The organism is Streptomyces sp. NPDC058470 (assembly GCF_042721055.1).
Lineage (GTDB): Bacteria > Actinomycetota > Actinomycetes > Streptomycetales > Streptomycetaceae > Streptomyces.
In genome coordinates this window covers 22067-35925 of the sequence record NZ_JBHXMF010000022.1, presented here as the reverse complement: position 1 = coordinate 35925, position 13859 = coordinate 22067, and the positions used below count along the sequence as shown (strand labels likewise).

Sequence of the window (13859 nt, the reverse complement as noted above, 5' to 3'; positions counted from 1 at the left end):
GTGGGGTGGTGGGGTCCGCCGCGCGGGTTGTTTTGGGGTGGGGGGTGGGGCCCCCCCCCTGGCCGCACCGGGGGGGGCACACGCCGTCCGGCGTGATGACCCCCGCGGCCAGCCCGATGCCGGTGTGTCATTTTTCGGCGAGGATGGTCTTGCTCTGGCTCTGCATGTCCTTGAATATGCTGTCGCCCTTCTCACCGGCGAAGTACGCCTCGAAGAGCGGCTCGAACGCGGCCTCCAGAGCCGCACCGTTGGTGAGGCTCGGGGCAGGGTAGAGGACCTTGTTTTTGAGCATGTCGGTGAACACCGACAGATCGACGCCCTCGGTCTTGAGAGCCTTCGCCGAGGCCTCCATGGAAGCGGGGATGGACGGGAAGAAGGTGCCGGTCAGGGATGCCTTGGACTGGCAGGCTTCCGAACCCATGTAGGAGACCCACTTCCAGGTCAGGTCGGGGTCCTTGGTGCCGGCCCAGATGTTGTTGCCGTTGGAGTTGCTGAACACGGCACGGGTCTTGCCGTCGGGGCCGAGCACGGTGGGCGCGATGCCGACCTCGAGGTCCGGGATCTTGGTGAAGGTGGATGCCGACCAGGAGCCGCCGGTCTCCATGGCGACCTTGCCGGAGGAGAGCAGGTCGATGTCCGAGACGCTGTCGGTGAACGTCCCGATCGCCGGCGCGTACCCCTTGTCCACGAGGGTGCGGACCCAGTCCATCGTCTTGATGAACGTCGGATCGTCGTAGTTCAGGGTCGTGGGCCAACTCGGCTTGTTGCTCAGCCGCCAGCCGGTGGTGGAGACGAAGGAGCTCCAGGTGGTGTCACCCAGGAAGTCCTTGGCCGCTATCTGACCGAAGCCGTATGTCTCGACGTGCTTCTTGTCGAAGCCGGGTTCGTCGCCTCGCCGGCCACCGGTGTCCAGCGTCAGGTGCGCGACCAGCTTGCCGAAGGTGCCGCCGTCGTCAGGGTTCCAGTTGAGCGTGTCGACGTCCTCCTTGGTGTATCCCGCCTGGGTGAGCATGTCGGCGTTGTAGTAGATGCCGGTCGCGGCCCAGTCCAGCGGCAGGCCGTACTGCTTGCCGTCGGTGTACTTCCACGAGTCAACGCCGACGGAGAAGCGGGACAGGTCGAAGTTGTCCTTCTTCATGTAGTCGTCCAGCGGAAGCAACTGGTTCTGGTCGGCGTACTCCTGGAAGTACGTGATGCTGTCCTGGAAGGCGTCGGGGGCGTTGCCCGCGACGAATCCGGCGGTGAGCTTCGTGAAGTAGTCCGCGACGGCGTACTGCGAGATCTTCACGGTCACGCCGGGGTTGGCCTTCTCGAAGTCCGTCGCGCAGACCTCGTATGCGGCGGCCTGCTTGTCGTCCCAGGTCCACCAGTTGACGGTCTGGGAACCGGAGCCGGAGCCCGAGCCGGAGGAGCAGGCGGAGACCACGGCGGTCAGGGTGAGGGCAGCGCCCAGCGCCACGACCTTACGAACTCTCATGATTCCTTCTTTCGCTTGACTGGAGCCGTTCGGCTCCTGAGCCCTTACTTGAGGCCGGAGAAGCCGATGGAGTTGACGATGCGTTTGCCGAAGGCGAGGAAGAGCAGCAGGATCGGCAGCGCGGCGATGAGGGCGGCTGCCATCAGTCCGGCCCAGTCGGGGGCGGCCTGCGGCGAGGACTGCTTGAACACGCCCAGTCCGAGGGTCAGCGGCTGCACGTCCTGGGAACTGGTGACGAGCAACGGCCAGAAGTAGTCGTTCCAGGCGTTGACGAACATCAGCAGTGAGACGGTCGCGATCGGCGCGGACGACATGGGCAGGATGATCCGGAAGAAGATCCGCAGTGGCCCGGCGCCGTCGATGATCGCGGCTTCCTCGACCTCGCTGCTGAGCCCGAGCATGAACTGCCGCAGGAAGAACAGCGTGAACGCCTGGAAGAGCCCCCCGGGCAGGATCAGCCCGGCGAAGGAGTTCAACAGCCCGAGGTCTTTGATCATCACGAAGTTCGGCAGCAGCGTAAAGACGGTCGGAACCATCAGGGCGGTGATGAGGATGTTGAAGACGAGATCGCGGCCGCGCCAGTGCAGCCGGGCGAAGGCGTAGGCGCCGGCGGCGGAGAACAGCACGATCAGGAAGGTCTGAGTGGTCGCGTAGACAAGGGAGTTGCGCAGGAACAGGGCGATGTCGAGGGAGGCGCCCGAGCCGCCCTGGGCCTGGGCCTGTGCGGCGGAGGCGAGGCCGAGGGCGCGTTGGAAAGCACCCCAGGTGAAACCGACCGGGAGCGGCGAGGAAGGGTCGGTCGCCAGCAGGTAGTTGTTGGACAGCGCGGTGCGCAGGATCCAGTAGAACGGGAAGAGCGTGAGAGCCATGACGACCGCGAGGTACGTCCACGCCACGATCCGGCCGGGCGAGACTTTGCGGGACCGGCTCGGGGAAACCGGGCGCTGCCCGTTCCGCGTGGGTGCGAGGGTGAAGGCCATGACGGTTTCCTTCAGTTCAGATCGGATTCGTTGGCGCGGGCGAGTCGTAGCTGGGTGAAGGTGACCGTGATGAGCAGGGCGAACAGGGCCAGCGACATGGTGGCGGCGTAGCCGAAGTCGAACTGGCTGAAGGCCTTGTCGTAGATGTACTTCTGGAGCACGTTCGACGCGTGGGCCGGACCGCCCTTGGTGGTGACCTGCACGATGTCGAAGACCTGGAAGGAGTTGATGACGGTCAGCACGACGACCATCGCCAGGATCGGACGCAGCAGGGGCACGGTCAGGCGGCGGAACATCTGCCACTCACTGGCGCCGTCGACCCGGCCGGCCTCGTAGATGGTCGGCGGGATGGTCTGCAGGCCGGCGAAGATCAGCAGGGCGTAGTAGCCCATCCACTTCCAGACGCTGATCGCGGCGATGGCGGGTATCGCCCAGTCAGTGCTGCCGAGGAAGAGGACGGAGTGGCCGGTCAGGCTCTCCAACGCGATGTTGATGATCCCCATCGTGGGGTCGAGCATCCACTGCCACACCAGCGCGGCGATCACGTTGGAGATGAGGAAGGGCAGCAGGATGACGCCGCGCAGTGTCGAGGAGCGGGTGACCCGGTGCAGCACCACCGCCGTCACCAGCGACACCAGCGTGCCGAAGACCACCGACAGAAGTACGAAGTACACCGTGACCCACAGCGACTGCCAGAAGACGTCGTCGTGCGCCATCGTCCGGAGGTTCTCCAGGCCCACCCAGTTCGGCGGGGAGAGGACACGGAAGTCGGTGAAGCTGAGGTAGATCCCGCGGAAGGTCGGATAGGCGTAGAAGACGAGGAAGCCGACGACCGACGGGAAGATGAGCAGCAGCGCGACCGGCAGGTCCCTGCGACGTGCCGCGAACGACCTGGTGGGCGTGGACCGCCGCATCTTCGTGAGTTTGCCGCCCTCAGCGGGCCGGCCGTCCTTCGCGGGATTGCCATCCCTCTTGCTGAGCAGTGAGGTGGCCGTGGTGGCCACCGTGCCGGCCGCGCCGGACGGCGGTGTCACCGGCGTCGTGTGGTTGTCCTTGGATGTGACCACCACGGCACTCTCCTTTGCGTGTGGTGCGTAGAGCGGGTGGAACGGTGAGGGTGAGTCAGCCGGTGCCGGTCAGAGGGTGATCCTGTCGATGTCGGGTGCCCAGTCCACGGGGTTGGTGAAGGTCAGGGTGTTGCTGCCGGCCTTCAGCGGAATGGGCATGGTGATGGACTGCGCGGTGCTCCAGTTGTTGTCGTTGGTGCCGGCCAGCGGGACCTGGACGGTTTCGCCGTTCACGGTTATCTCGATCACCCGGCTGGAGTCGCCGTCGACGTAGTCGAGTTTCATCAGGTAGGTGCCGTCTCTGGGCGCGGTGACGTTGTTGACCGCCACTGCACCCCACGGCAGGTTGCCGACCTTCTTGCCGCCGGAGCAGCCCGAGCAGTCGAAGACGCTCGCACTGCCGGTGAGGGTGTTGGCCGATGCCTCGGCCTCGTATCCGGTCGGGCCGCCGGCCGCCGGCGTGGTGACGGGGACGGCCTTGCTCGGGGCGGACCGTCTGCCCTCGGCGTCGTTGGCGACGACGGTGAAGGAGTAGCCGGTGCCGGCGCTCAGTCCACTGACGGTGGTGGACGTGCCCTTGGTGGTGGCGACCTTCGCGCCGTTCGCGTAGACGGCGTAGCCGGTGACGGGTGAGGCGCCGGTGTTCACCTTGTCCCAGGCCAGCGTCACACTGCTCGCGGTGGCGGCGGTGCCGTGCACGGCGAGCGGGGTGCCAGGAGCACTGCTGTTTTTCGGGGTGAAGGTGAAGAGTCGGGAACCGTGCGCCGGAAGGGTCTCGGTGAGGCTGCCGGAGACGCTGCCGAGGTTCTTGTGGCTCCACAGATCGCGTACCGACGCCTTGCCGCTGATGCCGAGGTCGGAGAAGTCCGCGGTGACTTCGTCGGCCTCGCCCCCCAGGTTGAACAGGGCCACGGTGTAACTGCCGTCGGCGTTGCGGGAGTACCAGACCTGCTGCGGCGAGCTCTGGCTGACCGGCTTGGCCGGGTTGCCCGCCTGGTCGACCGCGATGACCTCGTCGTTGGTGAGCAGCGACAGGCCGTACGCGTCGAGCTTGGTGAGGTCGTCGCCGGAGTAGAGCGGCGCGGACTCGATCGCCCACAGGGTCGCGTAGCTCTGCCTCTCGGCATCCGTGATGCCGTCCATGGCGCCGACGCCCACGTTGAGGGCGTCGAGGTTGTTCCAGTAGCCGGGGCCCGCGTCGTCAATCCACTGGACGACGTCGTTCCAGCGTCCCTTGACCGAGTTGTTCCAGGTCACCAGCGTGTCGCAGTAGCACTCGACGTCCGTGTCGATCCGCGATCCGTTGGAGTTGGCCTTCCACACGTCGGCCTGGGTGTGGCTCAGCGACCAGGACAGGGTGAGCTCGATCGGGCGGCCCGTCCGCTCCAGCGCCGTGTGCCAGGCCTTCACGTCGGAGGTGTTGTCGTGGTTCTCGTCGCCCTGCCACGAGCCCGGGCCCACACCGTCGACCTTCAGGAAGTCCGCGCCCCAGCCGGCCAGTTGGTCGGCGAGGGAGTCGATGTACTTCTGCGAGCACGGATCGCCGAAGTCCATCTTGTACGCGTAGTCCCACCCGTTGGTCTTGCGCAGGTCGGGGTAGACGATGTCCGCGGTCGTGCAGCCGGGCGCGTTGTGGATGCGGTTCTTGCCGTCGTTGTACGCCGCGGGGTCGAGGCCGACCGCCAGATAGAGACCGAACTTCAGGTCCTTGGCGTGCAGATAGTCACCCAGGGACTTCATGCCGCTGGGGAACGTGTCGGGGTTCGGTATCGGGCGGCCGTACTCGTCGAAGCTGGTGGCCCAGCCCGCGTCGATGTTGACGTACTCGTAGCCGTGGGACTTCAGCTTCGAGGCCATCACGTCGGCCTGCTCCTTGACGTGGTCCTCGGTGAGCCAGGGCACCCCGTAGCCGGGGTACTTGGTCGATTCCAGGCTCCAACTGCTCCAGCCCATGTACGGCTTGGCGGCCAGGACGGGTGTGGCGCCGTGGCCCCCGCTCACCGGAGAGGTGTCGGCCGCGGACGCGGCGGTCGGCAGTGCCGTCGACGCGACGAGGACAGTGGCGGCGATGACGGGCAGAGCGAGTTCCCGGATGCCCCTGGGGCGCAGTCTGTGGCGTGCGCAATCTGCGGGTCTTGCTGGACGAACCATGGGTTACTCCATCTCGGCGCGAAATGGCACAGTGGGCTCCTGATGAGTCCGTGTAGTGCCCATGCACGGTCAGCCGCATGAGGAATTGGTTGGCCGGGGCAGCTCGGGCCTGCCCTTTTTGCCCTCCTCGACGGTGGTCGTCCCGGAACACCGCGGGAGGGTGACAACAACACGGCCGGCTGGGGAGGAAACCGGCCGCCACCTGCGCCGGAGGAGCATCTCATCCACCGGACGCGAGGTGCCGCGAATGTAGCCAGGCTTTCCTTCCAGCGTCAACATATTGCGCGACGCGAATAATGAACATTCGTCTAAAGAATGGATCGGCCTGGACCAGGTAATGCGGGAAGGAGTGGTTATTCGGGCATGCCAGAATTGCTTTCTTATTTTCCAGCGGAAATGTATGGTCGCTGCATGACGCTCGCCGACCAGCCGCCTGCGGCTGCCCTGGTCTTCCAGGCCCTGCTGGCCCACGGTCCCCTGACCCGGGCCGAGGTCGGCCGCCGTACCGGACTGTCGCCCGGCGCGGTCACCAAGGTGGCCACTCCCTTGCTGGCCGACGGCTGGATCACCGAGTTGGGCAGGCCCGCCGTCGAGCGCGCCCACGGCCGACCCGCCACTCTGATCTCGGTACGCGCGCAGCGTGCTCGCTTCTTCGGCGTGAAGGTCACGGCGGACGAGCTCATCGGCGTCGTCACCGATCTCGTCGCGCAGCCGCTCGCCACCGCCCGGGCCGCCCTCGCCTCGCGTGACGTGGGCACCGTCGTACTCGCCATCGCCCAACTGATCGCACGGCTGAGGAGCGAGGCGGGAGCTCTGGAGGAGGGCGTGGTACACGGTGTCGGCGTCACCATCTCCGGGGACGTGGACGGCCCGAACGGCATCGTGCAGTACTCGCCTTTCCTCAACTGGCACCGCGTGCAGCTCGGCCGGCTCGTCGAGACCGCCACCGGCCTCCCCACGGTGATCGAGAACGATGTACGGGCGCTGACCGTCGCCGAGCAGTGGTTCGGCGCCGGGGCCGGCCTGTCGTCGTTCGCCCTGGTCACCGTCGGCGCCGGCATCGGCTGCGGGCTCTCCATCGGCGGCCGGGTGGTGTCGGGCGCGCACGGGGTGTCCGGAGAGCTCGGACATCTACCGGTGGGCGGCAGCAACCGCGTATGCACCTGCGGCAACACCGGTTGCGTCGAAGCCGTGGCCTCGACCCACGCCGTCACCGAACAAGCGCGCCAGGCCAGCGGCAACCCCACCCTGACCATGGACGAAGCGGTCGGACTCGCGCATGCCGGCGATCCCGCCGTGCGTTCCGTCTTCTCTCTGGCCGGACACGCCATGGGACTCGCCCTGGCCTCCGTCGCCAACCTCATCGGCCCCGAACGCATCATCATCTCCGGTGAGGGAGTGGCCTCCTACGCCCTCTACGAGGACCAGATCCGGCAGACCTTCGGTGATCAGGCGTTCGGTGCGGCCTCCGACTGCGACCTGGTGGTCAGGCCGCTGCCCTTCGAGGAATGGGCCCGCGGCGGGGCCGCGGTCGCCGCCCAGCACCTCTTCGCCCCCACCAAGTGACGCCTGCGGATGGCGTCCGACCCCGCACACATCTCGTCCGGCTCCCTCACTCCTGGAAAGTGCACGCCATGCTCAACCTCAATTCCGAGTGGAAGTCCCCCGGCGCCGACGCTCCGTCCGGCGCTCTCTGGTACGCCCGCCCGGCCACCCGCTGGTTCGAAGCGCTCCCCATCGGCAACGGCCGCCTCGGCGGAATGGTCTACGGCGGTACCGACCGGGAGAGAGTCCAGCTCTCGGAGTCGACGGCCTGGTCCGGCGAGCCGTCGACGGCCGATGTGAGCCCCACCGCACGGCAACACCTCGCGCACATCCGCGAACTTCTCTTCGCGGGCCGCCATGAAGAGGCACAGCGGCTCGCGGCCGAACACCTCACGGGCAGACCGCAGTCGTTCGGGACCAACCTGCCCCTGCCCGAAGTGTGGTTGGACTTCCACTGCGAAGCTCCGGTCCGGGACTACCGCCGGACCCTGGATCTGGACACGGGCGTCGCGTCCATCACCTACGAACAGGACGGCATACGCCTGACGCGCGCCGTGCTCGCCTCGAATCCGCACGGCGTCATCGCCATCCGTCTCACCGCCGACCGGCCGGGTTCGATCGGATGCTCCCTCGCGATCCAGGATGGGGTGATTCCCGGACGGATCGCGGCCACGGACAACGGCGTCGTCCTTCGCGGCCATGCCCATGAGGATCTCCACAGCAACGGACAGCAGGGGGTCGCCCTGGAGATCCGTACACGTCTCGTGGCCGAGGGCGGTTCCATCCGCCGCGTCGACGACACGCTGTGTTTGGAGGGCGCGGACGCGGCAGTGGTCTACGTCGCCGTCGGAACGAGTTGGGCAGGGGACGATCCCGCATTCCGGACCGAAGTACTCCTGTCAGCTGCCGTGGATGCCGGGTATGCGGCGGTCCGCGCCGCGCACCTCGCGGATCACCGGGCCCTGATGCGACGTGTCTCCATCGATCTGGGGAGTTCCCCGGCCGACGTAGCGGTTCTGCCGACCGACGAACGCCGTGCCCGGCTCGCTTCCGGGGAGGCCGACGACGAACTCGTCGCGCTGTACTTCCAGTTCGGCCGCTACCTGACCGTGGCCGGCTCCCGCCACAACTCACCCCTGCCACTGGCCCTCCAGGGACTCTGGAACGACGGACTGGCCAGCAGCGCGTCCTGGACGAACGACTTCCACCTCGACATGAACACGCAGCAGAACTACTGGGCGGCCGAGGTGACGAACCTCGCCGAGTGCCAGGAGCCGCTGTTCCGCCTGATCGAGGCCACAGCCGCACACGGACGTACGACCGCCACGCAGATGTACGGCGCTCCCGGCTGGGTCGCGCACACCGTCACCAACGCCTGGGGCTACACCGCACCCGGTTCGGGCATCGGATGGGGCCTGAACGTGACAGGCGGGGCGTGGATCGCCCTCCAACTGTGGGAGCACTACGAGTACGGGGGCGATGAGGTCTTCCTGCGCGAGCGCCTCTACCCGGTCTTCCGGGAGGCCGCCGAGTTCTTCCTGGCCCATCTGGTGGCGGAGCCGGAACACGGCTGGCTGGTCACCGGTCCCTCCGAGTCCCCGGAGAACTGGTATCTGGCGCCCGATGGAAGCCGCTGCTCGGTGTCCATGGGCGCCACCGCCGACCGGGTCTTCGTGGAGGCCGTGCTGCGTATCTGCGCCGAGAGCGCGGAGTTGCTCGCCGTCGATGCCGAACTCAGGGCCCGGATCGCCGAAGCACGCCGTCGGCTGCCCCCGTTCCGGATCGGGCGGCACGGACAGCTCCAGGAATGGCTGTACGACTACGAGGAGGCCGATCCCAGCCATCGGCACACCTCGCATCTGAGCGCTCTCTTCCCGGAACGGCAGATCACTCCGCGGGACACACCGGACCTGGCACGCGCCACGGAGGTCACCATCGAGCGCAGACAGCAGGCCCCGGGCTGGGAGCAGACGGAGTGGGTCGAGGCGAACTTCACCGTCTATTTCGCCCGCCTGCTCAAGGGCGACCGGGCGCTCACGCACCTCACCAACCTGATCGCGGACGCCAGCGAGGCCAACCTGATGTCCTATTCCGCGGGCGGGGTGGCCGGGGCGGAGCAGAACATCTACTCCTTCGACGGCAACGCGGGAGGAACCGCCGGCATCGCCGAGATGCTCGTCCAGTCCGACGGAAACCAGATCGAACTGCTGCCGGCACTACCGGCGAGCTGGCGGGACGGATACGTCCGCGGACTGCGCGCCCGCGGTGGCTTCACCGTCGATCTTCACTGGCGCGACGGGCGCCTCGACGCAGCGCGCATCCACAGCTCCGCCGCCGCGAGCACCCGACTGCGCTACGGCCAGGAGATCCTTGAGGCAAAGCTCGGCGAAGGGGACGCGGTTGTCGTCCGCTCAAGCTGACGACAACCGCTCCCTCAGGCGGTCACTGGGCGATCTGACCGCCGTCGACGAGGAGCGTCTGCCCGGTGACCGCGGACCCGTCGAGAGCGATGAACACCACGGCCGAGGCGATCTCATCGGCGTCGAGCAGCCGGCGCATGGGGATCTGCTCGATCCACTGCGTCATCCGCTCCGGGTCGTCCATCCCGACCGTGTCGAGGATCGGAGTACGGGTACGGCCCGGCGCGACGGCGTTCACCCGGACTCCGTACTGCGCCCACTCCACGGCGAGCGATCGCGCCAGCTGGGCCACGCCTGCCTTCGCGACGTCGTACGCGACGTGGTACTCGGGGTTGGAGCCGATGAAGGCCGCGATGGAGGAAATGTTCACGATCGATCCGGAGCGTTGGCGCACGAAGTGCCGGCCGAACTCGCGGCAGGCCACGAAGGTGCCCGTCAGGTCGACACCGAGGATGCGGTTCCACACCTCGTCGGTCACGTCGAGGGCATCATCCTCGTGAGCTATCCCCGCGTTGTTCACCAGGATGTCGACGCGTCCGAACTGCCGCACCACCTCGTCGGCCGTCGCCGTGATGGCAGCTGGGTCCGACACGTCGAGCGGCAGGAACAGGCAGCCCAGTTCCTTCGCCGCGGCGGCTCCCGTCTCCGGATTGCGGTCGGTGACGACCACGCGCACACCGCGGGCCGCCAGGGCCGCTGCGATGGCGTAGCCGATCCCCTGGCCGGCGCCGGTGACGACGGCCACTCTCTCCTCGGACCGGTGCGGCTGCGACTCAGACATGTCAGTCCCTTTCACTGGATGTACGTGGGCTCTGCGAGCCCTGGAGCGGCTCTGGTTGTGGAGCGGACGCGGACGCACGGCCCTGCAACAGCACGTGCGTCGTCACAGCGTCCTGGTGTCGCCCACTCCGGGGATCTGCCAGCGGACCCGCGCGGACCGGGTGATCGCGGTCGAGGCACCGGGACTCTGCGGGCGCTCCAGCAGGCCCTCGTGGACGACACTGCGCTCGACGAACGCCTCCTGGGTCCACGGGATGAACTCGACGAGGGGCGGCACCTCGGACAGGACGGTGCCCGCCAGGTGTTGGTGCACCTGCATCATGTCGCCGGCGTGGGGCGCCAGCCGCAGTCCTCTCGACGCGGCGTGGCCGGCGATCTGCAGCCACTCCGTGACTCCGCCGACGCGCGTGACGTCGACCTGCACGACCCGGATGGCGTCGGCCGCCATGAAGGAGGCGAACTGGTGGTAGGAGTAGATGCTCTCCCCGGCAGCGATGTCCAGCCGGGTCGAGGCCTGGAGGCGGGCGTGTGCCTGAAGATCGTCGGCATGGAACGGCTCCTCGACCCAGGCCATCGCCGCTTCCTCGAGGGTCGGCATGATCTGGTTCGCCGTCGACAGGTCCCAGCGCTGGTTGGCATCGCACATCAGCGTGACGTCGTCCCCGATCGCCCGGCGGACGGTACGCACCCGTCGTGCGTCCTCCCTCCAGTCGGGGCGGCCCACCTTGATCTTCACCCGGGACCACCCGTGGTCGATCAGCGAGGTGAGGTCCCTGACCAGAGCCGCGTCGTCGAGGTTCAGCCAGCCTCCATCGGTGTTGTACGCCTCGATGCTGTCCTGCGTCCCGCCGAGCAGTTGCCACAGCGGCATGCCCGCACGCTGCGCGGCGAGGTCCCACAGGGCGATGTCGACCATCGCCAGGGCCATGTGGACGACACCGGCACGACCGATCCAGTGCGTCGGCAGCCAGTAGAGGCGCTTCCAGGTGCCCAGGATGTCTTCCGACGAGGTGTCGAGGAGAGCGTCGGCGTAGTACGAGGTGATCACGTCGGTGAGGAGTTCAGGGGCACAGTGGATGCCCGAGATCCCGGTCCCTACACGGCCGTCGGCGGTGCGGATCTCCACCACGGGCACCGTCCAGTGCGTCATGGCGGCCGTGGAGTCGGCGATGGGCCGCTTCAGGGGCACGGCGAGGGCATACGTCTCGACGGATGTGATCACCGCACCGTCGTCGCCACGCGGAAGGTCGGCGCCATGGACGGACAGGAGCCCGCGGGCGATACCGAAGGAAGTTTGATCGGTCATTCCCCCAGTCGGCCATGGCCACTGGGGGCCGTCAACGTCGAGATGCGAATGCGGGCGATCCGCCTCGCATATGTCGCACCGATAGCTTGTTGCGCGAACAGCGGTCAAGCTGTCGCGCCGAGGAGGTTTTGTCAATGGCACTCGAGTTGGCCTGGCTACGCACATGGGTTGAAGTCGTGGACGCCGGCGGTTTCACGCGAGCCGCTGAGCAGATGCACTTGTCCCAGCCGCGGGTCTCGGCACACATAGCGAGCCTCGAACGCGAACTGGGGTGCTCTCTGATCGAACGCCGGATACGGCCGCTCACCCTCACCGACGACGGCCGTGCGTTGCTGTCGAGAGCTCGTGCCGTCCTCGCGGCCGCCGATGAACTGGTCACCGCACGCCAGACCGACCGCGGAACCATCTCGGGCAACGTGAGCGTCGCGAGTTTCGCCAGCGGAAGTTCCGAATTCCTCCCGGGCGTCATCACCGAACTCCGGGAAAAACACCCGCAGATCCATGTCGCGGTGCTCGACGGAGACGTCGCCTTCATCGAGGCGGCGCTGTCCGAGCGAAGGGTCTCGGTGGCGCTCCGGCCGGTCCGGCCCGAGCCGCACGATCATGCGTTCACCATGCGTCCGCTGTGGCGGGAGCCGTTCGTCATGCTCGCGCCGACCGGCCATCCCCTGCTCGAGAAGAGCGAGGTGGATCTGCAGGATTTCGTGAACCAACGGGTCATCACCATCGGCAACCCGCTTGCCAACACGGTGGTCGGCTATGAAGCCGAAGTCGAGCTGAGCATCAAGGACACGGTCGCCCCCTTCGGCACCGTGTCCCATCAGCCGACCACACTCGGCGCAATGGTGAGGGCCGGACACGGTATCGGAATCATCAACTATCTCGGTGCGGTGATGATCCAGCGTGAGGGCATGGAAATGCGCCCCATCCGTAACCTGAACCGATACCGGGATGTCGGTGTCTGGTGGCATTCGCAACGCCCCCTGGGTGCGGCAGCACAGGCGTTTATCCGCGCGGTCGTCCGCGCACCGCGGCCGGAGGGCACAACGGCTGTTCCGCCGCCCTGAATTCCCTGTGTGATTCGGGGTCCGGATATCAGTCATCCGTGACTCTCCATTGACGTGGCTGCTTCCCCGGGCGAGGTTGGTCGGCAGCAGTCCGTCGCTGGAGAGCAGCCCGGTTGTCGGCTGCCGAAAAGCCAACGAACGGAGTCGGCGTGACCAGTGTTCGGACCTACTCGGATCTCGATGTCGCGATTCGCAGTGACACGTCGGACGTGGGCGAGGGACCCGTCTTCGATCCTCGCACCGGCCGGCTCGTGTGGGTCGACATCTACGGCTGCAAGGTGTTCGAGGACGACCTGTCCAGCGGCCGGCAGACCGTGACCGAGGTCGGGATGATGGTCGGTGCCGTCGCGCCGCGTGCCGACCGTGAAGGCTTCGCCGCCGCGGTGTCCGACGGGTTCGGCTTCATCGTCGACGGTGAGCTGAAGCTGGTCGACGAGATCCTGCCCGAACCGAACCGGCGCATGAACGACGGCAAGGTGGACTCGCGGGGCCGGTTCTGGGCCGGCAGCAACGACATGAAGTTCGCCCCCGAGCAGGGGAGGTTGCACCGCTGGGACGGCGAGTCGCCGAGCGTCGTGGTCGTGGACGGCCTGGTCCTGCCGAACGGGCTGGGCTGGAACGCCGAGGACACGGTCATGTACCTCGCCGACAGCTACGCCAATCTCCTCTACCGGGCGGACTTCCATCCGGAGCCGGGAACCCTCGGTCCACTCGACGTCCTTGCCGAAACCGAGGGACCGGGCGTTCCCGACGGCCTGGCGGTCGACGTGGACGGCTGCTTCTGGGTGGCCATGTTCGGAGGCCGCGAGGTACGCAGATACGATCCGGCCGGGCGCGTGGTCGGGTTCGTACCGGTGCCCGCCCACCAGCCGTCGAGCTGTGTCTTCGGTCCGGACGGCCGCCTCTACATCACCTCCGCGCGCAACGGGTTGTCCGACGAGGAACTGGCGCGCTTCCCACTGAACGGTTCCGTCTTCGTCGTCGAGACCGGCACGACGGGGGTTCCTGTACAGCCGTTCCGGGCCTGAACTCCTCGGCCCGACGCGAGTGATCACCACTCACGAAC

10 protein-coding genes are annotated in these 13859 nt (G+C 67.3%); 4 read left to right on the top strand and 6 right to left on the bottom strand.

The window, feature by feature from the left end; all coding sequences use genetic code 11:
- Positions 1 to 127 precede the first annotated feature (127 nt).
- From ACFWP7_RS18065 to ACFWP7_RS18050, 4 genes are all read right to left on the bottom strand, one after another.
- Positions 128 to 1477 carry an ABC transporter substrate-binding protein gene (locus ACFWP7_RS18065; RefSeq protein ID WP_384382512.1) on the bottom strand — a complete coding sequence of 450 codons (1350 nt, stop codon included), beginning with the start codon at positions 1475 to 1477 and terminating at the stop codon, positions 128 to 130.
- A gap of 44 nt (positions 1478 to 1521) precedes the next feature.
- A complete protein-coding gene (locus ACFWP7_RS18060) occupies positions 1522 to 2457 on the bottom strand; it encodes a carbohydrate ABC transporter permease (protein WP_384382511.1) in 936 nt (311 codons plus the stop codon).
- Between the two features lie 11 nt (positions 2458 to 2468).
- Entirely contained in the window at positions 2469 to 3527 is a 1059-nt protein-coding gene (locus ACFWP7_RS18055) for a carbohydrate ABC transporter permease (protein WP_384382510.1), read from the bottom strand.
- Between the two features lie 66 nt (positions 3528 to 3593).
- Positions 3594 to 5675: a fibronectin type III domain-containing protein gene (locus ACFWP7_RS18050; protein WP_384382509.1), complete on the bottom strand. Its 2082-nt coding sequence runs from the start codon at positions 5673 to 5675 to the stop codon at positions 3594 to 3596.
- A 411-nt stretch (positions 5676 to 6086) separates the two neighbouring features.
- On the opposite strand from ACFWP7_RS18050, the gene ACFWP7_RS18045 reads away from it, so the two are divergent.
- Positions 6087 to 7241 (top strand): ROK family protein, encoded by a 1155-nt coding sequence (locus ACFWP7_RS18045; RefSeq protein ID WP_384382508.1) that lies wholly within the window; start codon positions 6087 to 6089, stop codon positions 7239 to 7241.
- Between the two features lie 68 nt (positions 7242 to 7309).
- A complete protein-coding gene (locus tag ACFWP7_RS18040) occupies positions 7310 to 9640 on the top strand; it encodes a glycoside hydrolase N-terminal domain-containing protein (protein ID WP_384382507.1) in 2331 nt (776 codons plus the stop codon).
- Between the two features lie 22 nt (positions 9641 to 9662).
- Here the strand turns inward: ACFWP7_RS18040 and ACFWP7_RS18035 are convergent, their stop codons facing one another.
- Both ACFWP7_RS18035 and ACFWP7_RS18030 read right to left on the bottom strand, forming a co-directional pair.
- On the bottom strand, positions 9663 to 10421 hold the full coding sequence (locus ACFWP7_RS18035) for an SDR family NAD(P)-dependent oxidoreductase (protein ID WP_384382506.1): 759 nt from the start codon (positions 10419 to 10421) through the stop codon (positions 9663 to 9665).
- 102 nt (positions 10422 to 10523) lie between these two features.
- Positions 10524 to 11726 carry a mandelate racemase/muconate lactonizing enzyme family protein gene (locus ACFWP7_RS18030; RefSeq protein WP_384382505.1) on the bottom strand — a complete coding sequence of 401 codons (1203 nt, stop codon included), beginning with the start codon at positions 11724 to 11726 and terminating at the stop codon, positions 10524 to 10526.
- A 134-nt stretch (positions 11727 to 11860) separates the two neighbouring features.
- On the opposite strand from ACFWP7_RS18030, the gene ACFWP7_RS18025 reads away from it, so the two are divergent.
- Positions 11861 to 12793: a LysR family transcriptional regulator gene (locus ACFWP7_RS18025; RefSeq protein WP_384382504.1), complete on the top strand. Its 933-nt coding sequence runs from the start codon at positions 11861 to 11863 to the stop codon at positions 12791 to 12793.
- Positions 12794 to 12942: 149 nt separating this feature from the next.
- Positions 12943 to 13821 (top strand): SMP-30/gluconolactonase/LRE family protein, encoded by an 879-nt coding sequence (locus tag ACFWP7_RS18020; protein WP_384382503.1) that lies wholly within the window; start codon positions 12943 to 12945, stop codon positions 13819 to 13821.
- The last annotated feature ends 38 nt before the right edge of the window (positions 13822 to 13859 follow it).